Source organism: Pseudochrobactrum algeriensis (assembly GCF_018436245.1).
GTDB lineage: Bacteria > Pseudomonadota > Alphaproteobacteria > Rhizobiales > Rhizobiaceae > Pseudochrobactrum > Pseudochrobactrum saccharolyticum.
The window spans coordinates 2,545,488-2,570,892 of record NZ_CP075361.1 but is presented as its reverse complement, the minus strand read 5'-3'; the positions used below and the strand labels follow the sequence as shown (position 1 = coordinate 2,570,892).

The 25,405-nt window shown below is 53.6% G+C and carries 19 protein-coding genes; 16 read left to right on the top strand and 3 right to left on the bottom strand.

The features are described 5' to 3' along the window. Nucleotides 1-235: 235 nt before the first annotated feature. Nucleotides 236-1,087 (bottom strand): MetQ/NlpA family ABC transporter substrate-binding protein, encoded by an 852-nt coding sequence (locus KHQ09_RS13885; protein WP_116088857.1) that lies wholly within the window; start codon nucleotides 1,085-1,087, stop codon nucleotides 236-238. Between the two features lie 355 nt (nucleotides 1,088-1,442). Next, entirely contained in the window at nucleotides 1,443-3,515 is a 2,073-nt protein-coding gene (gene pbpC / locus KHQ09_RS13880; RefSeq protein WP_213598843.1) for a penicillin-binding protein 1C, read from the bottom strand. A 148-nt stretch (nucleotides 3,516-3,663) separates the two neighbouring features. Between pbpC and KHQ09_RS13875 the strand changes: the two genes are divergently transcribed. The 16 genes from KHQ09_RS13875 to KHQ09_RS13800 all read left to right on the top strand — a co-directional run bounded on the left by KHQ09_RS13875 (nucleotide 3,664) and on the right by KHQ09_RS13800 (nucleotide 24,241). Next, a complete protein-coding gene (locus KHQ09_RS13875; RefSeq protein ID WP_213598841.1) occupies nucleotides 3,664-4,563 on the top strand; it encodes a LysR family transcriptional regulator in 900 nt (299 codons plus the stop codon). 111 nt (nucleotides 4,564-4,674) lie between these two features. Then, nucleotides 4,675-5,187, top strand: coding sequence for a formate dehydrogenase subunit gamma (locus KHQ09_RS13870; protein WP_213598839.1), 513 nt, complete (start codon nucleotides 4,675-4,677; stop codon nucleotides 5,185-5,187). Continuing rightward, nucleotides 5,184-6,752: a formate dehydrogenase beta subunit gene (locus tag KHQ09_RS13865; protein ID WP_213598837.1), complete on the top strand. Its 1,569-nt coding sequence runs from the start codon at nucleotides 5,184-5,186 to the stop codon at nucleotides 6,750-6,752. Before KHQ09_RS13870 ends, KHQ09_RS13865 begins: the two co-directional genes overlap by 4 nt. Before the next feature lie 12 nt (nucleotides 6,753-6,764). After that, the gene (fdhF, locus tag KHQ09_RS13860) at nucleotides 6,765-9,650 is read left to right on the top strand and encodes a formate dehydrogenase subunit alpha (protein WP_213598834.1); all 2,886 of its coding nucleotides are present in this window, start codon (nucleotides 6,765-6,767) and stop codon (nucleotides 9,648-9,650) included. 3 nt (nucleotides 9,651-9,653) lie between these two features. Further along, complete coding sequence (locus KHQ09_RS13855) at nucleotides 9,654-9,884, top strand: formate dehydrogenase subunit delta (RefSeq protein ID WP_022712526.1); 231 nt, start codon at nucleotides 9,654-9,656, stop codon at nucleotides 9,882-9,884. Nucleotides 9,885-10,020: 136 nt separating this feature from the next. After that, nucleotides 10,021-11,673 (top strand): OFA family MFS transporter, encoded by a 1,653-nt coding sequence (locus tag KHQ09_RS13850; protein WP_213598832.1) that lies wholly within the window; start codon nucleotides 10,021-10,023, stop codon nucleotides 11,671-11,673. Between the two features lie 314 nt (nucleotides 11,674-11,987). Further along, on the top strand, nucleotides 11,988-12,941 hold the full coding sequence (gene pip, locus KHQ09_RS13845) for a prolyl aminopeptidase (protein WP_213598830.1): 954 nt from the start codon (nucleotides 11,988-11,990) through the stop codon (nucleotides 12,939-12,941). A gap of 26 nt (nucleotides 12,942-12,967) precedes the next feature. Next, a complete protein-coding gene (locus KHQ09_RS13840; protein WP_213598828.1) occupies nucleotides 12,968-14,788 on the top strand; it encodes a S9 family peptidase in 1,821 nt (606 codons plus the stop codon). 79 nt (nucleotides 14,789-14,867) lie between these two features. After that, a complete protein-coding gene (locus KHQ09_RS13835) occupies nucleotides 14,868-16,292 on the top strand; it encodes a M20 family metallopeptidase (protein WP_213598826.1) in 1,425 nt (474 codons plus the stop codon). 84 nt (nucleotides 16,293-16,376) lie between these two features. Beyond that, nucleotides 16,377-17,996, top strand: coding sequence for an ABC transporter substrate-binding protein (locus KHQ09_RS13830; protein ID WP_238481640.1), 1,620 nt, complete (start codon nucleotides 16,377-16,379; stop codon nucleotides 17,994-17,996). 173 nt (nucleotides 17,997-18,169) lie between these two features. Continuing rightward, the gene (locus tag KHQ09_RS13825; protein WP_213598822.1) at nucleotides 18,170-19,249 is read left to right on the top strand and encodes an ABC transporter permease; all 1,080 of its coding nucleotides are present in this window, start codon (nucleotides 18,170-18,172) and stop codon (nucleotides 19,247-19,249) included. Between the two features lie 8 nt (nucleotides 19,250-19,257). After that, complete coding sequence (locus KHQ09_RS13820) at nucleotides 19,258-20,184, top strand: ABC transporter permease (RefSeq protein ID WP_213598820.1); 927 nt, start codon at nucleotides 19,258-19,260, stop codon at nucleotides 20,182-20,184. Nucleotides 20,185-20,202: 18 nt separating this feature from the next. Continuing rightward, nucleotides 20,203-21,066: an ABC transporter ATP-binding protein gene (locus KHQ09_RS13815; RefSeq protein ID WP_213598818.1), complete on the top strand. Its 864-nt coding sequence runs from the start codon at nucleotides 20,203-20,205 to the stop codon at nucleotides 21,064-21,066. Beyond that, nucleotides 21,066-21,851: an ABC transporter ATP-binding protein gene (locus KHQ09_RS13810; protein WP_238481639.1), complete on the top strand. Its 786-nt coding sequence runs from the start codon at nucleotides 21,066-21,068 to the stop codon at nucleotides 21,849-21,851. Before KHQ09_RS13815 ends, KHQ09_RS13810 begins: the two co-directional genes overlap by 1 nt. Before the next feature lie 15 nt (nucleotides 21,852-21,866). Then, the gene (locus KHQ09_RS13805; RefSeq protein ID WP_213598816.1) at nucleotides 21,867-22,868 is read left to right on the top strand and encodes a serine hydrolase domain-containing protein; all 1,002 of its coding nucleotides are present in this window, start codon (nucleotides 21,867-21,869) and stop codon (nucleotides 22,866-22,868) included. Nucleotides 22,869-22,888: 20 nt separating this feature from the next. Further along, nucleotides 22,889-24,241 (top strand): MmgE/PrpD family protein, encoded by a 1,353-nt coding sequence (locus tag KHQ09_RS13800; RefSeq protein ID WP_033316275.1) that lies wholly within the window; start codon nucleotides 22,889-22,891, stop codon nucleotides 24,239-24,241. On the opposite strand, the gene KHQ09_RS13795 is transcribed toward KHQ09_RS13800, so the two are convergent. Then, nucleotides 24,222-25,148 carry a LysR family transcriptional regulator gene (locus KHQ09_RS13795; RefSeq protein ID WP_022712538.1) on the bottom strand — a complete coding sequence of 309 codons (927 nt, stop codon included), beginning with the start codon at nucleotides 25,146-25,148 and terminating at the stop codon, nucleotides 24,222-24,224. The two genes, KHQ09_RS13800 and KHQ09_RS13795, sit on opposite strands and share 20 nt — an antisense overlap. Between the last annotated feature and the right edge of the window lie 257 nt (nucleotides 25,149-25,405).

Below are 25,405 nucleotides of genomic sequence, written 5' to 3'. Positions count from 1 at the left end.
TCACTTTATCCTCTGGAGCGCATCCCGAAAAATGCGAAGCGGTTTTCGGAAAAAATGCGCGTAAAAACAAGTAGATAGAGCATTTTCAAAGAGTTAGTTTAAAATGAAAATGCTCGAGCTCTTTCTTTAAATTGAGGCAATAATAACGGAGCAAAATGGCAATGCTCAGAGTGCAAAACGGTCCGGATAAATCCGGACCGTTACTATGCGCGGTTTAAGCTTGGTTTGACAGCTCTTATTCCCAGGCAGGAATACCTGTGCTCTTATAAGCACGGTCGAGTTCTGCTTTCACCGGCTCGTTCTGGAAAGCTGCAACAAGCGGTTTCACCCATGCTGCATCCTTGTCTTCAGTGCGGATGGCAATGAAGTTGCGGTAAGGATTGTTTTCCTTTGCTTCCCAGCCGATAGCATCCTTTACAGGATCCAGACCGGATTTGGCTGCCCAGTTATTGTTGACGATAGCTGCATCGAGATCATCAATGGAAAGACCGACAACACCGGCATCCAGTTCTTTGATTTCAAGCTTTTTCGGGTTCTCAACAATATCAATCGGAGTTGCAAGAATACCTGCATCCGGATTGAGTTTGATCAGACCTTTGCTTTCGAGTACGCGCAGGGCACGGCCTTCATTGGTCGGATCATTCGGAACGCCGACGATTGCGCCTTCTTTCAGATCTTCCAGCTTTTCAACTTTGCGGGAATAAATACCAATTGGCCAGAGGGCAGTGTAACCGGCAACGGAAATTTTGTAACCGTGCTGTTTGATCTGCTCATTCAGATATGGCTCATGCTGAAATGCATTGGCATTGATTTCTTTACGCTCCAGCGCTTCATTCGGCTGGGTGTAATCGTTGAAAATGACGGTTTCGATTTTGAGGCCTTCTTTTGCAGCCTGTTCAGCAACAACTTTCCACACATCTTCGTCTTCACCACCCATGATGCCGACTTTGATAGTTGTGTCCTGTGCCTGAACCGACAGAGGTGCAGCAAATGCAACGCTCATGGCAACAGCGGAAAGCAGCATCATTTTCATGCCGGTGCGGCGCGAAATTAAGGTTTTGACGCGGGCGATATCTGACAACGACATTGCTGTTTTCCTTATAATTTTGGTCATTAAGCGGTGTCTCGCTTAACGGTTTTGCCTCACAAATCTCATACCTGTTTTCTCTCAAACGGAGGCAGGCGGATTGTGTGAGTATATTCTTCACAGAATGGTATGCGATAACAAGGAAGTTTCGTCTACGAATTAAGTTTTATTAGAATATTTTTGCGTAATTTTGCTAAATCACGAATAAAACTATCGCAGATAAATATATGTTTATATTTAGCATTGTGCGTTTGGTAATAAGTTGCAGCTGTGCGGAATCGAAATTCATCACATAAAAACGCCCGCAATGCGAAGTGCATTACGGGCGTGATGATATGCGGGTATGAGCTTAGTTCTAATCGATAAAGACGCGTACGCTGGCGGCACGGCCAACCGCGTCAATCACGGTCAGTGTGGAATAGCCTGCACCATCCGGTTGCCAGAGGCCGGAGCGCTTGCGTGAGGCTTTATCCAGCGGCTTGCCATTGGCCAGCCAGATGAACGGTGCACGGCCGCCCTGCATTTTCAATGCCAGCGGTGCGGTGGTGCCGTCAGGCTGGTTGGTCAGCTCAACCCGCGCACCTTCCGGCGGAAACAGGATTTGCGGTGCGGATTCCCGTACGGACGCACTGACTAGTGGTGCGAGATAGGGTGTAAAGCGCCGCAACGATACCGGCAGCTCGGATTGGCGTAGCCGCATTGTACCGACCGGTGGGGCTGCAAGCGGGGTAAAGCCGACACCGGATTTGGAAAAAGCTTCAAACAGGATAGGAGCGGCGGAGCCATAACCACTCAAACCCGGCACGGCGCCATTATCGGCACGGCCAACCCAGACACCCAGCACATAGCGGCCATCAAAACCGACAGACCATGCATCACGATAGCCGTAGCTGGTGCCGGTTTTATAGGCGAGGCCGCGCTGGAGTGACCCCAGCGGCGGTTTAACACCCGCAAGTACATCAGCCACCTGCCATGCGGCTGCGGGTTGCAGCAGCGGCTCACCGGAGATTGCGCTTTTGTCATCTTTTATACGGTCATCCACGCCATTGGAAATGACGGTAGTTTTACCGCGATTGGAAAGGCCGGTGTAAAGCTGCACCAGATCTTTAAGGCTGATGCCAAGCCCGCCAAGACCAATAGCCAGACCCGGTGTTTCACCGGGTGGCAATGTGGTTTTAATGTCGGCGCGGCGCATCCGCACCATGAGGCGTGTGGCACCGACACTGTCGAGCAGGCGGACGGATGGCACATTGAGCGAGAGTTGCAGCGCCTCGCGTACCGTCACGTCGCCCTGATAGCTCATATCGAAGTTACGCGGGCGATAGCCGGAGAAATTGGTCGGCCGGTCTTCAATAATGGTTTCCTGCATCACCAGACCATCTTCAAAAGCCAGTCCGAAAATGAAAGGTTTGAGTGCCGAACCCGGTGAACGCTGCACATTGGTCATATCAATCCAGCCAGAGCGGCTGGAATCAAAATAATCCGAGGAGCCGACTTCACCGATAATTTCGCCACTTACCGCATCGGCCATGACCATGGCGACGGAGATTTTAGGGCCAAAACGTTTGGCGGAATCCATTGCCACGGTTTCCAGTGCCTGCTGCACCGAGCGCTTGAGCGTCACATGATGCACATTGGCTTGGCTATCTTTGCGCAATGCGGCTTCACTGACATGCGGCGCAAGCGCCGGCATGGCCAAGCGACGCTTTGGCACCGCCAGATGTGCGGCACGGTCGGCCTCGTCCTTGCCGATCAGCGATACTACGGCCAAGCGGTTCAGCACACGGTCACGGGCGGCACGGGCATTGTCAGGATAGCGGTCGGGACGGCGGCGCTCGGGCAATTGTGGCAGGGCAATCAGCAGCGCTGCTTCCGAGGTTGTGAGCCTGCGCGGTTCTTTGCCGAAATAGGCGAGGCTCGCAGCACGGATACCTTCAAGATTACCGCCGAAAGGCGCAAGCGTCAGATAGGCATCAAGGATTTCTTCTTTTGATAGACGGCGCTCGATTTGCACGGCGCGCAGCATCTGGCGAAATTTGGCAATAAAGGAGCGCTCCGTGCGCGGTTCAATCAGGCGCGCAACCTGCATCGACAGAGTGGAGCCGCCGGAGATAATGCGCCCGTGGCTGGCAAGCTGTATGGCCGCACGCCCCATAGCGCGGGGATCAATGCCGCCATGGTCGCGAAAACGCTGATCCTCGTAGGCAATCAGCATGTCTATAAATTGCGGATCGACATCTTTATGGGTGGTAGCGAGCCGCCAGTGACCGGACGGAATAGCAAAGGCACGCAGCAGATTGCCATCGCGATCCATCACTTCTTTGGATGTTTGACTGACAACCTCCAATGGTGGCGGAAAGGCTTTGTCGAGAATTTCCAGGCTGGCCCATGTCACAGCCAATGCAATCGCGGTGCCACTCAAGACCATGAGATTTTTCTGCAAGCGCGATTTTTTAAGGGGCTGGGTCTCGGCCAAAAGCTGTCTCCGCCTGTATCCGCAGGCATAGTTCTGAGCGGTTGATTGTACCGCTCATATATTATTGCATATAACAGGGCAGAAAATAACGGGGAACACCATGATCGACAAGCTGGAATATTTCATTGCGCTTGCGCGGGAAAAGCACTTTGGCAAAGCGGCAGAGGATTGTGGCATTACCCAGCCGACACTTTCTGCTGGTATTCGTCAGCTTGAAGATACTCTTGGCGTTATGCTGGTGCAGCGCGGCTCCCGTTTTCAGGGGCTGACACCGGAAGGGCAGCGCGTGCTGGAATGGGCGCGGCGCATTGTCGGTGATGCGCGGACGATGAAAGAGGAAATGCGGGCGGCGCGCTTTGGTCTTGGCGGACATATCCGTATTGCGGCAATTCCCACCGCACTGGCCATGGTTTCACAATTGACGACGCCTTTTCGCGAAAAACATCCGGATGTGACTTTTACAGTCATTTCCCGCACCTCTGTTGAAGTGCTGGCGGCTCTGGATAATTTCGATATTGATGCCGGAATCAGCTATCTGGACAATGAGCCGCTTGGAAAAGTTACCGCTGTGCCGATCTATCGCGAGAGCTATCAGCTGATTACATCGGTTGGCAGTCAGCTTTCGGAGCGTGAAAGTGTCACATGGGCAGAAGTGGGAGGCCTGCCGCTTTGTTTGCTGACAAGCGATATGCAGAACCGTCGTATTATCAATCAACATCTGGCGCAGGCTGGTGTAACCGTGCAGCCGACACTGGAATCCAATTCGATGATTGTGTTGTTTTCCCATATCCGTACAGGCAAATGGGCAAGCATCATGCCGCTCAATCTTTCCCAGATTCTGGGCTTTAGCGAGCCGATCCGCTCAATTCCGATTGTTGAGCCGCAGGCCAGCCATAGTGTTGGGCTGATTGCCGCGCAGCGTGAACCGCATACGCCGCTGATTGCGGCTTTGCTGCATGAAGCTCGTGCTTTATCCCGTATCATGATGCCGCTCACTTGATAGATTTTTTCTATCGACCAACGGTTTTACCCTATTGAATAAGAAAGGCAGTTTTGATCTCTTCTAAGTTGGGGAAGAGATATATAAATAATGCGGGAGGCTTTGACGTCAATGTCAGGCTTGGATTCAGTTTTTACCAGAAGCGCAGGTACGTCATCTCAAAAGTCTGATGTCGCCGAGCGCACGATAGATGTTATCAATGAGTATAAAGCCATTGAGGGCCCGCTGCTTCCTGTCTTGCACGCCATACAGGAAGAATTCAGCTATGTACCGGCTGAAACGCTGACGCTGATTGCCGAGGCACTGAACCTGTCGCGCGCAGAAGTGCACGGCGTTATGACTTTTTATCACGATTTTCGCGCATCGCCGACCGGTCGCCATGTGATCCGGTTGTGCCGCGCTGAGGCTTGCCAGTCTATGGACGGCGACCGCGTGGCAGAAGCGGTGCAAAAATTGCTCGGTATCGGCTGGGGTGAAACAACCGGCGACGGTAAAATCACGCTTGAGCCGGTTTATTGTCTTGGTCTGTGTGCCTGTGCGCCTGCGGCGCAAGTGGATGACCGGCTGATCGGTCGCCTGAATGAAGGCAAAGCAGAACGAATGATCGCGGAGGCACGGGCATGAGTGTGACGATTTATGTGCCTTGTGATGCTGCCGCTTTGGCGCTTGGTGCCGATGAAGTGGCGTATGCGATTGCCGGTGAAGCTGTTAAGCGCGGATTGGATATCAAAGTGGTGCGCAATGGCTCCCGTGGTATGGTCTGGCTGGAGCCGCTGGTTGAAGTGGCAACGAGCAAAGGCCGCATGGCCTATGGCTCTGTGGATGTGTCTGATGTGGCCTCGTTGTTTGACAGCGGTCTGCTTGAGGGCAAAGACCATGCACTGTCGCTGGGACTGACCGAAGAAATCCCGTTTCTCAAAAAACAAACCCGCCTGACTTTCGCCCGTTGCGGGTTGACCGATCCTTTGTCGCTGGATGATTACCGCGTCCATGACGGCTTGAAAGGTCTGGAAAACGCGATTGCCATGCAGCCTGCAGATATTGTGGCGCAGGTCACGGAATCCCGTCTGCGCGGTCGCGGTGGCGCGGGCTTCCCGACCGGTATCAAATGGAAAACCGTTCACGATGCGCAAGGCGCACGCAAATATATTGTCTGTAATGCCGATGAAGGCGACAGCGGTACTTTTGCCGACCGTATGATTATGGAGGGCGATCCTTTCGTACTCATTGAAGGGATGGCGATTGCCGGTATCGCAGTGGGTGCAACCAAAGGCTATCTCTATACGCGTTCCGAATATCCGCATGCGATTGCGATGATGGAACAGGCCGTTGAGATTGCCCGTAAAGCCGGTGTGCTGGGCGCATCAGTGATGGGCTCACGTTTCGCCTTTGATATGGAAGTGCGCACCGGTGCCGGTGCTTATGTCTGCGGTGAAGAAACCGCTCTGCTGGAAAGCCTTGAAGGCAAACGCGGACTGGTGCGCGCCAAGCCGCCATTGCCTGCCCATAAAGGCTTGTTCGGCCAACCGACCGTGATCAATAACGTGATCTCGCTGGCCTCTGTTCCGGTGATTATGGACAAGGGTTCTGCCTATTACCGTGATTTTGGTATGGGGCGTTCCCGTGGTACAATTCCGTTGCAGATTGCCGGTAATGTTAAATATGGCGGGTTGTTTGAAACCGCTTTCGGTCTGACACTGGGTGAGATTGTCGATGATATCGGTGGCGGTACCGCAACCGGCCGTCCGGTTAAGGCAGTTCAGGTCGGCGGACCTCTGGGGGCTTATTTCCCGCGCGCATTATTCGATACGCCGTTTGATTATGAAGCCTTCGCTGCCAAAGATGGTCTGATCGGTCATGCCGGTCTTGTGGTCTTTGATGATCGGGCAGACATGCTGAAGCAGGCGCGTTTTGCGATGGAATTCTGTGCCATTGAATCCTGCGGAAAATGCACCCCATGCCGTATTGGCTCGACACGCGGTGTTGAAGTGATCGACAGAATTGCAGAGGGTTCAGAGCCAGAGACGCAGATCGAAATTCTGACAGATCTTTGCCAGACAATGAAATTCGGCTCCCTTTGTGCGCTTGGCGGCTTCGCCCCTTATCCGGTGATGAGTGCCCTGACGCATTTTGAAGAGGATTTTCGCCCGCGCCCTGAAAGCCAGACTTTCGTGCAGGCAGCGGAATAGGAGTGACAGAAGATGAGCTTAATTAAAGAAATCGATTACGGCACACCTGCATCGCGCTCTGAGAAAATGGTGACCCTGACCATCGACGGTAATCAGGTGACTGTGCCGGAAGGCACTTCAATCATGCGTGCTTCGATGGAAGCCGGCATTGCCATTCCGAAGCTTTGCGCCACCGATATGGTGGATGCATTTGGTTCCTGCCGTCTGTGTCTGGTGGAGATTGAAGGCCGAAACGGTACGCCGTCTTCCTGCACCACGCCGGTGATGGAAGGTCAGGTGGTTCATACCCAGACCGGCCGTCTGAAATCTTTGCGCAAAGGCGTGATGGAGCTTTATATCTCCGATCACCCGCTGGACTGTCTGACCTGCGCGGCCAATGGTGACTGCGAATTGCAGGATATGGCCGGTGCTGTGGGCTTGCGTGATGTGCGTTATGGTCAGGACGGTGCGAACCACGTGTTCAAACAAGGCCGCAATGACGGTGCGCTGAATGCGAAATGGATGCCGAAAGACGAGAGCAATCCGTATTTCACCTATGATCCGTCCAAATGTATTGTCTGCTCACGCTGCGTGCGTGCTTGTGAGGAAGTGCAGGGCACATTCGCACTGACCATTGAAGGACGCGGTTTCAATTCCCGTGTATCTCCGGGCATGCATGAGAGCTTTCTGGGCTCGGAATGTGTGTCCTGTGGTGCCTGTGTACAGGCTTGCCCGACGGCAACACTGACGGAAAAATCAGTGATCGAAATCGGTCAGCCGGAACATTCCAAAGTTACCACCTGTGCTTATTGCGGTGTCGGTTGCTCCTTCAAAGCGGAAATGCGCGGCGAAGAGCTGGTACGTATGGTGCCGTATAAAGACGGTAAGGCCAATCGTGGTCACTCCTGCGTTAAAGGCCGCTTTGCTTACGGTTATGCCCATCATAAAGACCGTATTCTCAAGCCGATGATCCGTGAAAAGATCACCGATCCTTGGCGCGAAGTGTCATGGGACGAAGCCTATGGCCGTGTGGCGAGCGAATTTAAACGCTTGCAAACACAGTACGGGCGCAATTCCATCGGCGGTATTACCTCATCACGCTGTACCAATGAAGAAACCTTTCTTGTGCAGAAACTGATCCGCGCCGGTTTCGGCAATAACAATGTCGATACCTGTGCACGTGTTTGCCACTCGCCGACCGGCTATGGTCTGAACCAGACTTTCGGTACCTCTGCGGGGACGCAGGATTTTGACAGTGTTGAACATAGCGATGTGGTGATGGTGATCGGCGCCAACCCGACCGATGGCCATCCGGTATTCGGTTCGCGACTGCGTAAGCGTTTGCGCCAAGGTGCCAAGCTGATCGTGATTGATCCGCGTCGTATTGATCTGGTGCGTTCACCGCATATTGAGGCAGCACATCATCTGGCGCTGCGTCCGGGTACCAATGTGGCAATCATGACTGCGCTTGCGCATGTGATCGTAACGGAAGGCCTGCAGGATGATGCTTTCATCCGTGAGCGTTGCGAGAATGAAGAGTTCCGCGATTGGGTGGAATTCGTATCCCAGCCGCAATACAGCCCTGAGGCTGTGGAACTGCTGACCGGTGTTCCGGCGGAGGAAGTGCGCGGTGCAGCCCGTCTGTTTGCAACCGGTGGTAATGGTGCAATCTATTACGGTCTTGGTGTAACCGAGCATAGTCAGGGTTCCACCACTGTAATGGCGATTGCCAATCTTGCGATGGTCACCGGTAATATCGGCCGCAAGGGCGTGGGTGTGAACCCGCTGCGTGGTCAGAACAATGTGCAGGGCTCCTGTGATATGGGCTCATTCCCGCATGAATTGCCGGGCTATCGTCATATCTCTGATCCTGCAACCCGTGAGATTTATGAAAATATCTGGGGTGTGATCCTGCAGGATGAGCCGGGTCTGCGTATTCCGAATATGCTGGATGCGGCGGTGGAAGGCACCTTCAAGGGCATCTATATTCAGGGTGAGGACATTCTGCAGTCCGATCCGGATACCCGTCATGTGGCTGCTGGTTTGGAAGCGATGGAATGTGTGGTGGTGCAGGACCTGTTCCTCAATGAGACCGCTAATTTCGCTCATGTTTTCCTGCCGGGTTCGACCTTCCTCGAAAAGGACGGCACTTTCACCAATGCGGAACGCCGTATCAACCGCGTGCGCAAGGTGATGACACCAACCAACGGCTATGCCGATTGGGAAGTGACGCAGAATCTGGCCCGTGCAATGGGGCTGAACTGGAACTATACGCATCCGTCGCAGATCATGGACGAAATCGCCATGACCACACCGACATTTGCCAATGTGTCCTATGAATTGCTGGAACGTGAAGGTTCCGTACAGTGGCCGTGTAATGCTAAAGCACCGCTCGGCACGCCGGTGATGCATATTGACCATTTCGTGCGCGGCAAAGGCAAATTCATGCGCACGGAATATGTGGCAACTGACGAGCGTTCGGGCCCGCGCTTCCCGCTGCTGCTCACCACAGGGCGTATTCTCTCGCAATATAATGTGGGTGCACAGACCCGCCGTACCGAAAATGTGGCATGGCATGCGGAAGACCGTCTGGAAATCCATCCGCATGATGCGGAAGTGCGTGGTCTGCGTGACGGCGACTGGGTGAAGATCGCCAGCCGCTCCGGTGAAACCACTTTGCGGGCGCTGGTCACAGATCGCGTGACGCCGGGTGTGGTCTATACGACCTTCCACCACCCGACGACACAGGCCAATGTGGTGACTACCGATTTCTCGGACTGGGCGACCAACTGTCCGGAATATAAGGTAACTGCGGTGCAGATCAGCGCATCCAACGGCCCGACACAATGGCAGCAGGAATATCGCGAACATTCTGATGCCAGCCGCCATATTGAAACAGCTTTGGATACGGTGAGCTAAGCTATGAGTGAACATACTTATCACAGCCGTATTCCGATGATGGCATCGCAGATTGCCACATTTTTCAGTTCGCAGACGCAGATTGATCAGGCGGCGGGTGTCGCCAAACATATCAACATGTTTTGGGAACCACGCATGCGTACGCAATTATTTAATCTGATTGATGCAGGCGGAGAGGGGCTGCATCCTCTGGTGCTTGAGGCCGCGCCACTGATTAAACGTCCGGTCTCATAATACGCAATTTCAGCCGGATACAGTCCAGTATCCGGCTGAAATGATTCAGCATTTAAATAATTTCATTCTGACAATTAAGGGATGCTCACGGGAGATGGGCAGGCTGCGGCGCGTTCGCAGAAGGGAGGATTTTGACATGAGTGCAACAGATCAAACCCTGGGAGGTTTGAGCGGGCCGGGGATTCTCGACCGCGAGCGGATTATCGCCAAACCCGGATTTAACCGCTGGCTGGTGCCACCGGCTGCTTTGGCAATCCATCTGTGTATCGGTATGGCCTATGGTTTCAGCGTGTTCTGGCTGCCGCTGAGCCGTGCTTTGGGTGGTGAAACCGCCGCTGCCTGTGCGGATATGAGCCTTTTAACTGCCTTGTTCACCACCAGTTGCGACTGGCGCGTGGCTGATCTCGGCTGGATTTATACGCTGTTCTTTGTTCTGCTCGGCTGTTCCGCTGCGATCTGGGGCGGCTGGCTGGAGCGGGTAGGCCCGCGCAAAGCCGGTTTTGTTTCCGCGCTATGCTGGTGCGGCGGTATGGTGATTGCCGCTTTCGGCGTGATGACCCACCAATTATGGCTGATGTGGGTTGGTGCCGGTTTCATTGGCGGTATCGGTCTTGGCCTTGGTTATATTTCACCGGTTTCCACATTGATTAAATGGTTCCCTGATCGCCGCGGTATGGCGACCGGTATGGCGATTATGGGTTTTGGTGGCGGTGCCATGATCGGTGCGCCGCTGGCTGATCTGCTGATGGAACATTTCAAAACACCGGATTCCATTGGTGTCTGGCAGACATTTCTGGTGATGGCAGCAGGCTATTTCGTATTCATGATGGGCGGTGCCTTTGGCTACCGTATTCCGCCTGCGGGCTGGAAGCCGGAAGGCTGGGTCGCACCGCAGACCAAAAAGGCTATGATCACCACTCGTCACGTCCATTTGCGTGACGCGCATAAGACCCCGCAATTCTGGCTGATCTGGGCGGTGCTGTGCCTGAATGTGTCTGCCGGTATTGGTGTGATCGGCATGGCTTCACCAATGTTGCAGGAAATTTTCGGCGGCAAATTGATCGGTGAGGCAGGACTGACATTTACCGAACTGAGCACCGAGCAAAAGGCTGCGATTGCAGCGATTGCAGCCGGTTTTACCGGTCTGATCTCGCTGTTTAATATTGGCGGCCGCTTCTTCTGGGCCTCCCTGTCTGACCGCCTTGGTCGTAAAGCCACTTATTTCACCTTCTTCGCTCTTGGCATTGCACTTTATACATTGCTGCCGACAGCCGCGCATATGGGCTCGGTCACATTGTTTGTGGTGATGGTCTGTATCATCCTGTCGATGTATGGCGGTGGTTTTGCGACTGTGCCTGCCTATCTGGCGGATATTTTCGGCACGCAATTTGTGGGTGCTATCCACGGGCGTTTGCTGACCGCATGGGCAACGGCGGGGATCGTCGGGCCGGTCGTGGTGAATTATATCCGCGAGTTCCAGATTGCTGCCGGTGTGCCGCGCGCGCAGGTCTATGATTATACGATGTATATTCTGGCGGGTATGCTGGCACTGGGTCTGATTGCAAATTTCTTCATCAGACCGCTGGGCGATAAATGGTTCATGTCGGATGCGGAAGTTGCCAAACTGCAAGCAGCCACAAAAGCGGAAGCGACAGGGCCGAGCGGTTCCTTCGGTATCGGCACAGGCGGGTTGGATGCCAAAGCTGCTCTTGCATGGGCAGCCGTAGGACTTCCGATACTCTGGGGTGTGTGGACAACCTTTGAGAAATCTCTGATCCTGTTCCGCTAAACAAGAGAGATCAGTCTGATTGAAAACTCCGGCAGCAATGCCGGAGTTTTTTATTTCCCCATAAATTTCAATAGCTTTCTTCGGATGAATAGCTGTCGAAAAGAGTGGTTTTGAGGATTTTTATGTAATGTTGAGCAAAACTATTCCGTTTTGGTATAGGTAGTCGGAAATTGCATTGGCCTTGAAAGCTGTTCGCTGCCTATAAATTTCACGTCTGAAATTAAAAAATAAATGCCGCAAAGAGGCAAATCAATTCAGACGCAAGAGTGGTGAACGGAGTGCTGTTTCAATAAACAGCAGCAGGAGGATGGGCCGTGGCAGAATTGCGTCAGGCGCGTGACAGCTTTCGTCTGAAAGTCAGCGATATTCATGAAATTGCGGTTTATGATTACGGCAATCCGGACGGTATTCCGGCTGTGTTTTTGCATGGCGGGCCGGGTGCCGGTGTATCGGCCAAGCAGATTGCCAGCTTTGATCTTGATACCTATCGCGTGATTACACTTGATCAGCGCGGTGCCGGACAATCGACCCCTGTTGCAGAATTGCGCGAAAATACCACGCAGCATCTGATTGAAGATGTTGAACGCATTCGCGAGCATTTTGGCATTGAGCGCTGGCTGGTTGCCGGCGGTTCGTGGGGCTCTTGCCTGTCACTGGCCTATGGGCAGGCCCATCCTGAACGCTGCCTTGGCTTCCGCATTCACGGGATTTTCCTTGGTGATCGCGAAGACAGTGACTGGTGGTTCCATGGTTCCAGAACGATTTTTCCTGATTACTGGCAGGAATTTGCAGAATTTGTGCCGGAGGATGAACGCGGCGATCTCTTGAGCGCCTATTACAAGCGTCTGACCTGCGGTGATCCGGCGGTGGAACATGCAGCGGCACAGAGCCTGCGCGGTTTCTCTGCCCGCACTCAGACTTTGGAACCAAGTGCCGAGCATGTCTCGACCTTGTTGCAGAGTGATGCGGCTTTGGCAGTTTCGCGCATTTTTACGCATTATTGCATGAATGGCGCCTTTATGCCTGCCAATGCACTGCTGGATAATCTCGACCGTATCCGCCATCTGCCTGCAGAAATTGTGCAGGGGCGTTATGATACGGTGACCCCGATGGTGACAGCTTGGAAGCTGAAAACCGCATGGCCGGAAGCCAATTTCACCATTGTTACTTTGTCTAATCATCAGTCGACAACCGGCCCTATGGCTGGCGCTCTTGCCGATGCTTCCGAGCGTCTGGCTAAGGCCGTCAAAGCACCGGTTCACGCATAACTTCTTTTAAAATAACGGGCAGCTTAATGTTTGATACACTGAAATCCGATCCTTCCGCCGTTGCGATGTCCTCCTATACGGAGATCCGCAAAGCCGTAAAACCGGCCATCTCACCGGATGGCGAATTGCTGGCATTTTTGAGCGATGCAAGCGGCACCGCACAGGTCTGGATCAAGCCGCTGGCCGGTGGCGAAGCGAAGCAGCTGACCAATCTGCCGGAACCTGTCGGCACGCTGTCTTTCAACCCGAAAAGCCGTGATCTGCTGATCAGCACCGATTGGGGTGGCGATGAGCGTCATCAGTTCTGGCTGATTGAAAATGCGGAAGGTGAGCCGCGTAAGCTGACCACTGACGCAACTGTGGTACATGGCTGGGGCTGCTGGTCGCCGGACGGCACACAGATTGCCTATTCCGCCAATTACCGTGACCGCACCCACATGGATCTCTATGTGATGACGGTTGCGACAGGTGAAGCCAAATGTGTTTATCAGGGCACCGGCTGGCGCACTCCGGCAGCTTTTACACCGGATGGTGCGGCACTGCTGGTCAATGACTGTACCCGCGCTATGACGGATCAGAATTTCTGCCGCCTTGATCTGGCAAGCGGTGCTTATGAAGATATGCTGCCGCATCAGGGACGCGCTTCCTATCAGGCTGCGAAATTCCTCAAGGATGATTCCGGTATTTTGCTGATTTCCGATCAGGGACGTGATTATTCCAGTGTGATGTTCAAAGCCCACGACAGCAATGAACTTGTTGAAATTGCCGGTTTTGAAAAACAGGATGTGGAAGCTCTGGCTATTGCGCCGGATCAGCAGAGCGTGGCGCTGGTGCTGAACCGTCAGGGCTGGAGCGAGATCGTTATTATTGATCGTCAGGGGAAAGTGCAGAAATCTCTGCCAACCCCGATGCCATGTGTGATTGCATCCGTGGCATGGACGCAGGATGGTGTGGCACTGGTAATGCCTGCGGAAGGTGCGGCAACCTCCGGTGATATCTGGCGCTGTGAGGTGGCTACAGGCACCTATAGTCGTTTGACCGATGCACCGAAGGCAAAAACCGCTCTGCCGGACTTTATTGAGCCGACTGTGACCAGTGTTGCGAGCTTTGACGGATTGGATGTTCCTTACTTCGTCTACCAGCCGACAGTTGCTGCGCCTGCGAGCGGCTATCCGGTGATGATCATTGTTCATGGCGGCCCTGAAGCCCAGTGGAAGCCTGATTTCCGCGCCGATATTCAATATATGCTGGCACGCGGCATCATGGTGGTTGCACCGAATATTCGCGGCAGCACCGGTTATGGCCGTCCTTATCAGCATCTAGATGACCGCGAATTGCGCATGGACAGCGTGGCTGATCTCAAAGCCGTGCGTCTGGCTGTCGGCAATCGTGCGGATGTTGATGACAGCCGTATCGGTGTGTTTGGTGGCTCCTATGGCGGTTTCATGGTGCTGGCTGCACTCACTGAATATCCGGATTTGTGGAAACTCGGCGTGGAATATTACGGCATCGCCAATTTCCTGACGCTGATGGAGACCACCGGCCCGTGGCGCAAAGTTCTGCGCGAAGTGGAATATGGTGATGTGGCGACGATGAAAGATGCGCTTGAGCGCTTCTCGCCAATTCATAAAATGGCAGCAGTACAGGCACCGCTGATGGTGGTGCACGGGCTGGAAGATCCGCGCGTAACGCCTTGTGAGAGCGAGATGGTTTATTCCTGCCTGCGTGGCTTGGGCAAGCCGGTGGAAATTCTGCGTATTCCGCATGAAGGCCATGGTTTCGCACGGATTGAAAACCGCCACACAGTGTTTGATGCGCTGGGACGCTTCATCGACGAAAACCTTTAAAGACAACACGGTTTCAGGCGCGGGTGGAGGCCTGTTCCTGAAACTGTATTCAAATGACATGATAATCGGGAGGAACACCATGAAGAATGGTGAGGTGATCTGGGATCTGGTTGATGCGAAAAAGCGTGAGTTCGAGGAACTTAGCGACCGCGTCTGGGGTATGCCGGAAATTGCCTATACGGAATATAAATCCTGCGCCGAGCATACTCAGATGCTGCGCGATCAGGGTTTTAAAATCACGGAAAATGTGGCCGGTATTCCGACTGCCGTGATCGGTGAAGCCGGTGAAGGCGGGCCTGTTATCGCGATCCTCGGTGAATATGATGCATTGCCGGGTCTAAGCCAAGAAGCCGGTATTGCTGAGCCGCGTCCGATTCCGGGCACAGGACACGGCCATGGCTGCGGTCATAATATGCTGGGTTCTGCAGCACTTCTCGCAGCAACGGCTGTGAAAGACTGGCTGGAACAGAATGGTAAAAAAGGCCGTGTGCGTTATTACGGTTGCCCTGCGGAAGAGGGTGGTGCTGCTAAAGCCTTTATGGTGCGCGCCGGTGCTTTTGACGATGTGGATATTGCCATTTCGTGGCATCCGGCTTCGTTCACGCAAGTGGATGATGCCCAGTCTCTCGCCAATACCCGTATGGACTTCGAGTTTACCGGTCGTGCATCGCACGCCGCTGCTGCACCGCATCTCGGCCGTTCTGCTCTCGATGCGGTTGAGCTGATGAGCGTTGGCTGCAATTATCTGCGCGAGCATATTCCGGCGGATTGCCGACTGCATTACGCCTATCTTAATGCCGGTGGTATTGCGCCGAATGTGGTGCAGGCAAAAGCCAAAGTCCGTTATGCGATCCGCGCAACCGATCTGCCGGGCATGTTCTCGCTCAATGAGCGTGTGAAAAAAGTGGCGCAGGGCGCTGCAATGATGACTGAAACCACAGTCGATATTTCGATCATGAGTGCGGTGTCTAACCTGCTCGGTAATACGCCGCTGGAAATCGCAATGCATTCCAATATGGAGCGTCTTGGTGGCGTGCCGTTTGATGATGCTGACCGTGCTTTTGCAGCGGAAATTCAGACAACTCTGTCGGCGGAAGATATCGAAACCGATTACTTGCGCGTTGGTCAGCCTTTCGCTGAAAATGCACCGCTTTGTGATTATGTGCTGCCGCGTGAACAGACCGGCGTGCCGATGATCGGTTCCACCGATCTGGGCGATGTCAGCTGGGCAGTGCCGACTGTGCAGGCACGTGTTGCCACCCATGCGATCGGCTCACCTGGTCACTCATGGCAGATCACAGCACAGGGCAAAATGCCTGCCGCGCATAAAGGTATGGTCTATGCGGCTAAAGTTATGGCCGGAACCGCGCTGGATGTGATGCAGGATGATAGCATCCTGAATGCTGCCAAGGCCGATCATCAGGCACGTATGGCGAAGACACCTTATACCTGCCCGATTCCGCCGGAGGTGAACCCTCCGCTGCAGCCGCGCCCTGCTGAATAAGTGGCGGAATAAATGAATTGGCATGGCGGTGCATCGCTGCCATGCCCTTTATCAAGACTGAAAAATCATAAACAGGGGATAAAGATGAAGACTAATAAATTTTTGAACCGCAGTTCTGCTTTGGCAATGATTGCCGGTACTGCCGCTCTGGCCGGTGCAACATTTGCATCGGAAGCTGCATCACCGCCAAATGCGCTGGTGATGGCATGGAATATTGATGCGATCAGCACGTTCGATCCGGCTCAGATCGGCGAAGTGGTGAGCAACGAAATCATCCAGAATACCTGCGATCCGCTGGTTGATTTTGACCCAAAAGATGAAACCAAAATTCTGCCGCGTATGGCCAAGAGCTGGGACGTGTCGGAAGACGGTTTGCAGATCACATTCCATCTGCGCGATGACCTGAAATTTGACAATGGTGACAAGGCAACTGCCGGTGATCTGGCATGGTCGATGCAGCGCGTTGTTAAGCTTGGTTTTGGTAATGCTGCAACACTGACGGAATATGGTTTCGTCAAAGACAATGTTGATACTGCGATTACAGCGCCGGATGATCAGACGCTCGTCTTTAAGCTCGATAAGCCATATCCGGTCAATCTCATCTTTTCAGCTATTGCTGCAAACCGTGTTTCAATTCTGCTCAACCAAAAAGTGCTGACGGCCAATCAGGTCGAAGGCGATATGGGCAATAAATATCTGGCCACCCGTACCGAATGCGTAGGCCCTTACAAGCTGATGCGCTGGAACCCTGCAGAAGTTGTACTGCTGCAAGCGAGTGATAATTACTGGGGTGAAGCACCAAAGCTGAAACAGGTTCTGATCCGTCACGTGTCGGAAGCTGGTACCCAGCGTCTGCTGCTGGAAAAAGGCGATATTGATATCGCCCGTGACCTGACACCGGAAGATCTGAAAGATCTGGAAGCACAGGATAAAGTGGCGGTTTCCCGCGCTTTGAAGCCGACCTTGTTCTATTGGAACTTCAACAATGCTGATCCGATTTTCAACAATGAAAAAGTGCGTCTCGCTATGCGCTATCTCATTGATTATGACGGTCTGGCAAAGACTGTGATGCACAATGTCGGCGTGCCGCGTGCAAGCTTTGTGCAGCTTGGTGCTTTCGGTGCGCTGGATGAAAAAGAAGGCCAGCCATTCACTCTGGATGTGGAAAAAGCCAAAGCACTTCTGGCTGAAGCAGGTCATCCGGATGGTTTTGAAACCACCATGTTTATCGGTACCGCACCTTATGATGCGCCGATTGCCCAGAGTATTCAGGATGCTGCAGCCAAAGCCGGTGTGAAAATCAAGATCGAACGTATGGCCAATGCCCAGCTGTTCAGCCGTATCCGTGGTCGTGAATTCCAGACCTCGCTGATGGGCTGGTCGACCGGCGTGCCGGATGCGCATGGCAATGCCTCGCGTCATATTTTCAATCCGGATAACCGCATGGAAGCCAAGCAGACCATGTATCCGAGCTGGCGCGCGAGCTATTTCGATGAAGCTGTGAACAAGGAAGTCGATGCAGCCTTGTTTGAAAAAGATGAAGCCAAGCGTGTCGAGCTTTATCATGCCCTGCAGAAAGAGATGATGGAAAAAGGCCCGCAGGCCTATATGTTCCAGATCTATAATGTTGCCGGTATTAACAAGGGTATCACGAATTGGGAGTGGAACGGTTTCCGCACCTATTATGATACAGCCGCTAAATAACTGACCGCGAAAGACCTGCCGCTTGCATTGCGGCGGCAGGTAATTTCCGGAATTGATATTCCGGCATTCAGTCAGGTTTGCAGCACATTCTATTTATTTTACCGGCACCTTTGCGGTGCTGAAAGCTGTGTGCTGCAAATTCTCCTTTTCCCGATATTGACGGAAACATTGCCATGACGACGCCCGAAACTTTGCAAGATACGGAGTTTGACAATGAGGTCTATCATGAACCTCATCCCGTTCTTCTCTTTCTCGCCGCCGCCGCACGCCTGATCATTTCCGTGGCGATTACGCTGCTTGGTCTGGTCACGCTGACTTTTTTCATCAGCCGTCTTTTGCCGCTTGATCCGGTGATCGCGATGCTGGGGGATAATATCTCTCAGGAAGCTTATGATACGATGTATCGCAAGCTTGGTCTCGATCAGCCGTTGATCGTGCAATATGGTCTTTATATTAAAAATGCCGTGATGTTTGATTTCGGCAATGCGCTGACCTCCGGCAGACCTGTGCTGGAAGATATCGGCCGCGTATTCCCTGCCACCATCGAACTGGCAACCGTTGCGATTATCATCGGTACCGGTTTTGGTATTCCGCTCGGCGTGTTCTCGGCAATGTATCGCAATTCACCGCTGGATCATCTGGTGCGTATGCTCAGCCTGCTCGGCTATTCCACGCCGAATTTCTGGCTCGGTCTGATGGCTTTGCTGGTGTTTTATGCCGGTCTCGGCTGGATCGGTGGTCCGGGTCGTATTGATTTCGTTCATGAGTTCTCAGTCGAGCCGACAACCGGTTTCCTGTTGCTCGATAGTGCGATGCAGGGGCAGTGGGAAGCATTCGGCAATGCCTTCAGTCATATCATCATGCCTGCGCTCATTCTGGCTTTCGGCTCCATGGCCTATATCAGCCGCATGACCCGCGGTTTTATGATAGAGCAGCTCAATCAGGAATATATCATCACTGCCCGCGTGAAAGGCCTGTCATGGTCGCGCACCGTCTGGGGACATGCATTCCGCAATGTCGCCGTGCAGGTGGTGACGGTTGTGGCGCTGTCCTATGCGTTCCTGCTCGAAGGTGCTGTGCTGACAGAAACCGTGTTCGCATGGCCGGGTTTCGGCCGCTATCTCACCAATGCTCTGATGGCCGGTGATATGAATGCTGTGGTCGGCTGTACGCTGATCGTGGGTATTCTCTTCGTTGTCATCAATCTGATCAGCGATCTGCTTTACCGCGTCTTTGATCCGCGTACACGATAGGTGCTCTCATGACTGATACTTCCAATTCCGCACCTAACACTTCGTCATTCCGTGAATGGCTGCGTGCGCCGGTGCCTTCTTCCGCCCTTCAGGCCAATGTGCAGCAATTGCGCCGCTCTTGGCTGAAGCTTCTGACCAACACATCCGCAGTTTTCGGCCTGTTCGTTATTCTGTTGCTGGTGGCTGTGGCGATCTTCGCGCCTTATATCGCGCCTTATGATATCGGCGCCAATAATCTGGCCAACCGTTTGCAGCCGCCATCATGGGCGCATTATTTCGGCACGGATGAGCTGGGGCGCGATATTTTCAGCCGTCTGGTCTATGGTTCGCGGATTACGCTTTATATCGTGACGCTGACGGCCATTATCGCTGCACCAATCGGCCTGATTGTCGGCACCACTGCCGGTTATATGGGCGGCTGGGTTGATACAGCGCTGATGCGTATTGTTGATATTTTCCTCGCATTTCCAAGCCTTGTTCTGGCGCTGTCTTTTGCAGCGGCGCTCGGACCCGGCATTGAAAATGCAGTGATTGCGATCTCGCTGGCTGCATGGCCGCCGATTGCCCGTTTGGCGCGTGCGGAAACCCTGACCATCCGCTCGTCCGATTATGTGGCTGCCATCCGCTTGCAGGGTGCCTCCATCATGCGTGTGATCTGGCATCACGTGGTTCCAATGTGTATCCCGTCGGTGGTGATCCGCATTACTCTCAATATGTCGTCGATTATTCTCACAGCCGCCGGTCTTGGCTTTCTCGGTCTTGGTGCGCAACCGCCAAGCCCTGAGTGGGGTGCGATGCTCTCCAGCGGCCGTGAATTCATGATGACCTCGTGGTGGCTCGCAGCCATGCCCGGTTGTGCCATTCTGCTCGCCAGCCTTGCCTTCAACCTGTTTGGTGACGGTCTGCGCGATGTGCTTGACCCGCGTAACGGATAAGAGGAACGGATAAATCAAATGACCAAACCTCTGTTAGAAGTTGAAGATCTGTGGGTGTCTTTTCCGGGTGTTGACCGCTCAATCGATGTGGTGCGCGGCATCAGCTTTTCCATCGGGCGCGAGAAAGTCGGTATTGTAGGGGAGAGCGGTTCCGGTAAATCCATGACCGGCCGTTCGATCCTCAAACTGACCCCGAAAGTAGCACAGATTAAAGCCAAGAAACTGCAATTCGGTGATGTTGACTTGCTGGGTGCCAGCGAGCGCCAGATGCGCTCGGTGCGCGGCAATAAAATCTCGATGATTTTGCAGGATCCGAAATATTCGCTCAATCCGCTGATCCGTATCGGCGACCAGATTATGGAAGCCTACCGGCTGCATCATCGGGTGAATAAGCAGGAAGCCCGTCAGCGCACACTGAACATGCTGGAAGCCGTGCATATCCGCGATGCGGAGCGGGTGATGAACCTGTTCCCGCATGAGATTTCCGGCGGTATGGGGCAGCGCGTGATGATCGCGATGATGCTGATCCCTGAACCGGATATGATTATTGCCGATGAGCCGACCTCGGCGCTGGATGTCACAGTGCGCCGTCAGGTACTGACCGTGCTGGATGAACTGGTGAGCCGCTCCGGTACTGGCCTGATGTTTATCAGTCACGATCTCAATCTGGTGGCGGATTTCTGCGACCGCGTGCTGGTGATGTATGCCGGTCGTATCATGGAAGACCTGCCTGCCAAAGAACTGCACAAAGCGCAGCATCCTTATACGCAGGCTCTGCTTGCTAGCCTGCCGCGTCTCGACCATCCGGTGGATATACTGCAAGTGCCGGAGCGTGATCCGAGCTGGCTTTCAGGTGCGACACTCAGCGGAGGTCAGAAATAATGGCGGATATTATGAGCGAAAATGCAAAGCCGCTGGTGGATGTGTCTGACCTGTCTGTCAGCTTCGGCAAGGGGCGCAAGCGCTCGACAGTGGTCAAAAAAGCGCGTTTCCACATTGCCCGTGGTGAGGCCTATGGTCTGATCGGGGAATCCGGTTGCGGAAAGTCCACAATCCTGCGCGCATTGGCTGGCCTGATCCCGCATTATACCGGCAATTTTAATTTCGACGGTACATTGCTGTCCGGCGAGCGGGACAAGTCGTTCTTCCGCCGCGTGCAGATGGTGTTTCAGGATCCTTATGCTTCGCTGCATCCGCGCAAGATGGTGCATAAAGTGCTGGCGGAATCTCTGACCATTCACGGTATGGATCGCAAGGAAGAGCGTATCCGCGATGTGCTGACAGCTGTCGGTCTGGGCCCGAGTTTCATGTATCGCTATCCGCATGAATTGTCGGGCGGTCAGCGTCAGCGTGTGGCGATTGCCCGAGCGCTGATTATAGAGCCGGAAGTGCTGTTGCTGGACGAGCCGACCTCGGCGCTGGACGTTTCCGTTCAGGCGGAAATTCTCAACCTGCTCAAGACCCTGCGCCGTGAACGCGGTCTGACTTATCTGATGGTCAGCCATGATCTGGCGGTGGTTGCGCATATTTGTGAGCGGGTCGGTGTGATGCATAAAGGCATTATTCTGGAAGAACTGACGGCAGATGATCTGCGCCAGTCCCGTGCCAGCGCATCTTATACGCAGGAATTTTTGCAGGCCAGTGTTGAGGCCGTGGCGCATAATTAAATTGGGGGAAGAGATATGAGTTATCAGCATGCGGCCAATCCGGCGGCTGAATGGGAACGGGTGCAAAATCCTTCTCAATACGGTTGGTCTGAAGCGGGGTTACAGGCGGTTGAAGCCTGTGCTGATAGTCAGGAAACGGATGCCCTGATGATCGTGCAGAGCGGCAAGATCATCTACACCTATGGTGATGTTACCCATAAATATCTCTGCCATTCGATCCGTAAAAGCATTCTGGCCGCGCTGATGGGGCAGGATGTGGCGGATGGTACGATTGATCTGAGCCTGACGCTTGAGCAACTTGGCATCGACGACAATGACGGTCTGAGCGAAGTTGAAAAACAGGCAACAGTCTATGATCTTTTGACGGCACGCTCCGGTATTTATCATGCGGCAGGTTATGAAACGCCGTGGATGCGTATGATTAAAGAGAAGCGTCACTCCCATGCACCGGGCACTTTCTGGTGCTATAATAACTGGGATTTCAATGCGCTGGGTACAATCTTTGAACAACTGACCGGTAAGACTGTGCATCAGGCCTTTGATGAACGCATTGCCAAACCGCTGCAGTTTGCAGATTTCTCTCTCACCGGTGATAAGCCGGATGGCTGGCATGACCGTTTCACCGAGAGCCGTCATGCGGCCTATCCGTTCCGTCTGTCGACCCGCGATCTGGCGCGTTTCAGCCAGCTATACTTACGTCATGGCCGCTGGAATGGTGAAGATGTGCTGCCAAAAGGCTGGGCGCAGGAATGCGTGATGCCTTATTCCGATGCCGGTGCGCGCGGCGCTTATGGCTATATGTGGTGGCTGGAGCGGGACGGTGTGTTCTTCCCCGGTGTTGTAACCCCTAAAGGCAGCTATGCCGGTTTTGGCGCAGGCGGACATTTCTGTATTACCATTCCGGCACTGGACATGGTGATTGTGCATCGGGTGGATACCGACATTACCGGTCGCCAGCTTAACCGGCACAAATTCGGTCGCTTGTTGAAACTGATCTTCGACGCATTTCAGGGGTGAGGGAAATGCGGGAGGAGGAAATGACGGTTGCCGGAGCGATTGCGCAGGTTTGTGCAAAGCCGGTCACCAGTGCAAAGGCGCGTTTGCTGGCGCGCGATGCGATTATCGACACGCTGGCCTGTATGGTTGCGGGGCGTGAAGATGCAAGCACCAATACAGTGTTTGAAGCTTTTGCCCAGACCGGCAGTGCGGGAGAAGCGTTGCTGGTGAACGGCAAAACATCAAGCCCGATTGTGGCGGCGCTGGTGAATGGTACTGCCGCTCATGCGCTGGATTATGATGATAATTTTCTGCCCGGCATGAGCCATGCTTCAGCGGTTATCGTTCCGGCTTTGCTGGCTGTTGCGGATTTTGACAAAACATCCGGCGCACAACTGATCGACGCCTATCTGGCAGGCCTTCAGGCGCAGGCACTGATCGGCGATGGCGTCGGGCAAGCGCACTATACCGCCGGATGGCATGGCACCTCGACTATCGGCAGTATTGGAACAGCGCTTGCGGTTGCGCATCTGCTCGGGCTGGATGAAGAGGCAACAGCACGGGCAATCACCATTGCGGTGAGCTATGCTTCCGGCACCAAAGGCCAATTCGGCACGCTGATTAAACCATTCCATGCGGGTATGGCGGCACGCAATGCGGTGGAGGCCGCATTGCTGGCCAAAGCGGGGATGCAGGCACGGCCTGATATTCTGGAAGGTGCACAGGGTTTTCATAGCCTGTTTGCCGGAGATCAGCGCCGTGGCTGGAAAGCGGAAGCGATCATCGCTGGCGCAGAGCATATTATTGAGACCGCTGGGGTGATGCCGAAGAAACATCCGTGTTGTGGTTCAACCCATCTGATTGTGGACGGGTTGCTGGATCTGATGCGTGAGCACAGTTTCACGGCAGAGGATGTGGAAAGTGTCGAGGCATTGGTTGGCATCGCCAATTACCGTAATCTGACCTATCCGCAGCCGGTCGATGAAATGCAGGCACGCTTTTCGATGCAATATTGCGTGGCGAGAGCATTGCGGCAGAGACATTTAAGTCTTGCTGATTTTACGCCGCAAGCTGTGCAGCACTATGCAAGGGATGCCTTGCTGAACCGTGTGACAATGCTGAGCTACAGTGCGGATGAAGAGCGGATTGCGCAGGACAAACTCCCGCATGTTGTGACCGTGAAATTGCATAACGGGCGCGTGCTGACAGCATCGCGCAACTATGCTGTCGGTGGCTTACAGGAGCCTTTCACCGATGCTGACCGCCTCGGTAAATTCATGGACTGCTGCGGGGCATCGGATAATGCTGCCGTTGTTTATGAAGAGCTTTTGGCTCTGGATGATGCAAAAGACCTCAAAGCACTGAAACTCTTATTCAGTTCTGCCACCAGTTAATGTCTTTGGCGGCGAGTGCTGATGCACGCCGCCAGAAACGCTCGGCATAATCCGTGCGAAAACGCTGTGAGCGATAGACGCGGATTTCCACATCCAGATCATAGTCCTGAACGCCTGCACGCACCAGAATGCCGCGTTTCCATTCATCCGGCATCAGGCTTTGCGGAATCCATGCCACGCCCTGACCAGAAACCGCCATGGCCTTCAGCCCGACGGCCATGCCGTTCTCATAGACCATATTCAGATTGAGGCCGCGGCGCTCCACAAGCGGATCGAGAACCTGTGCAAAAAATGTTGTGTCGCGGTAGCGCAGATATTCTGTCGGCAATGTGTGGTTGCCCAGCCGGTGCAGAGGTTCGCCGGCGGCATCCGCCGCTGACACAGGTATTACCTTTTCATGCCCGAGAGACAAATAAGGAAAATTTCTCAGATCCTCCATCTGGCTGACCAAGGGATGAGCATAGGTCAGCAGAAAATCGCAATTACCATTGAGAAGGGTTGAGACATTGCCGAGAAATGAGGGATGCGGATCGGAGAAACGGGTGCGGAAATTATCGCCGTTGCTTTCAATCCGTGCCATCAGCGCCGGAAAAAAGGTGAGCGACAGGGTGTTGAGTGTCGCAAAAGACAGCACTTCCATCATCGGCGTATAGCGGGCGCTCAGTTCATCTCTGGCATGAGTGAGGAGACCGACCGCATCATGCGCTCGGAGCAGAAAACTTTGTCCGGCAAGGGTCAGACGAATAGGATAGGTGGAACGATCGATCAGCGGTACCCCGACCCAGGCTTCAAGCTGCCTGATCCGGCGTGACAGCGCGGATTGAGTAACATGCCGCTCATTAGCCGCGCGGGAGAAATTTAAATATTGTGACAGGCAGAGAAAATCTTCGAGCCACTTCAATTCCATAGAAGCATTCCGCACTAAGCATGCCGCAGTTAAATGCTGTCATTTAACGCCCGCGCACATGCGATAAACTAAAAAATCCAGAGCGCTTGCGGTGGCTGCAATCAAATACAACATGCTCCGGCACTTCAAACGTCTTAAAGACTTGTTTCCTCTTTAGAATAAAAACCGGTCATGGTCATCCAAAATTTATGATACTGAATTAGTGATACAGCATGTATTGTCATATCTGATCTGTAAAATGCTTTTGCTTCTGTTGT

Coding starts and splice junctions, on each gene's coding strand:
- KHQ09_RS13885 (WP_116088857.1), bottom strand. CDS start 1,087: ATGTCGTTGTCAGATATCGCCCGCGTCAAAACCTTAATTTCGCGCCGC.
- pbpC (WP_213598843.1), bottom strand. CDS start 3,515: ATGGTCTTGAGTGGCACCGCGATTGCATTGGCTGTGACATGGGCCAGC.
- KHQ09_RS13875 (WP_213598841.1), top strand. CDS start 3,664: ATGATCGACAAGCTGGAATATTTCATTGCGCTTGCGCGGGAAAAGCAC.
- KHQ09_RS13870 (WP_213598839.1), top strand. CDS start 4,675: ATGTCAGGCTTGGATTCAGTTTTTACCAGAAGCGCAGGTACGTCATCT.
- KHQ09_RS13865 (WP_213598837.1), top strand. CDS start 5,184: ATGAGTGTGACGATTTATGTGCCTTGTGATGCTGCCGCTTTGGCGCTT.
- fdhF (WP_213598834.1), top strand. CDS start 6,765: ATGAGCTTAATTAAAGAAATCGATTACGGCACACCTGCATCGCGCTCT.
- KHQ09_RS13855 (WP_022712526.1), top strand. CDS start 9,654: ATGAGTGAACATACTTATCACAGCCGTATTCCGATGATGGCATCGCAG.
- KHQ09_RS13850 (WP_213598832.1), top strand. CDS start 10,021: ATGAGTGCAACAGATCAAACCCTGGGAGGTTTGAGCGGGCCGGGGATT.
- KHQ09_RS13840 (WP_213598828.1), top strand. CDS start 12,968: ATGTTTGATACACTGAAATCCGATCCTTCCGCCGTTGCGATGTCCTCC.
- KHQ09_RS13835 (WP_213598826.1), top strand. CDS start 14,868: ATGAAGAATGGTGAGGTGATCTGGGATCTGGTTGATGCGAAAAAGCGT.
- KHQ09_RS13830 (WP_238481640.1), top strand. CDS start 16,377: ATGAAGACTAATAAATTTTTGAACCGCAGTTCTGCTTTGGCAATGATT.
- KHQ09_RS13825 (WP_213598822.1), top strand. CDS start 18,170: ATGACGACGCCCGAAACTTTGCAAGATACGGAGTTTGACAATGAGGTC.
- KHQ09_RS13820 (WP_213598820.1), top strand. CDS start 19,258: ATGACTGATACTTCCAATTCCGCACCTAACACTTCGTCATTCCGTGAA.
- KHQ09_RS13815 (WP_213598818.1), top strand. CDS start 20,203: ATGACCAAACCTCTGTTAGAAGTTGAAGATCTGTGGGTGTCTTTTCCG.
- KHQ09_RS13810 (WP_238481639.1), top strand. CDS start 21,066: ATGGCGGATATTATGAGCGAAAATGCAAAGCCGCTGGTGGATGTGTCT.
- KHQ09_RS13805 (WP_213598816.1), top strand. CDS start 21,867: ATGAGTTATCAGCATGCGGCCAATCCGGCGGCTGAATGGGAACGGGTG.
- KHQ09_RS13800 (WP_033316275.1), top strand. CDS start 22,889: ATGACGGTTGCCGGAGCGATTGCGCAGGTTTGTGCAAAGCCGGTCACC.
- KHQ09_RS13795 (WP_022712538.1), bottom strand. CDS start 25,148: ATGGAATTGAAGTGGCTCGAAGATTTTCTCTGCCTGTCACAATATTTA.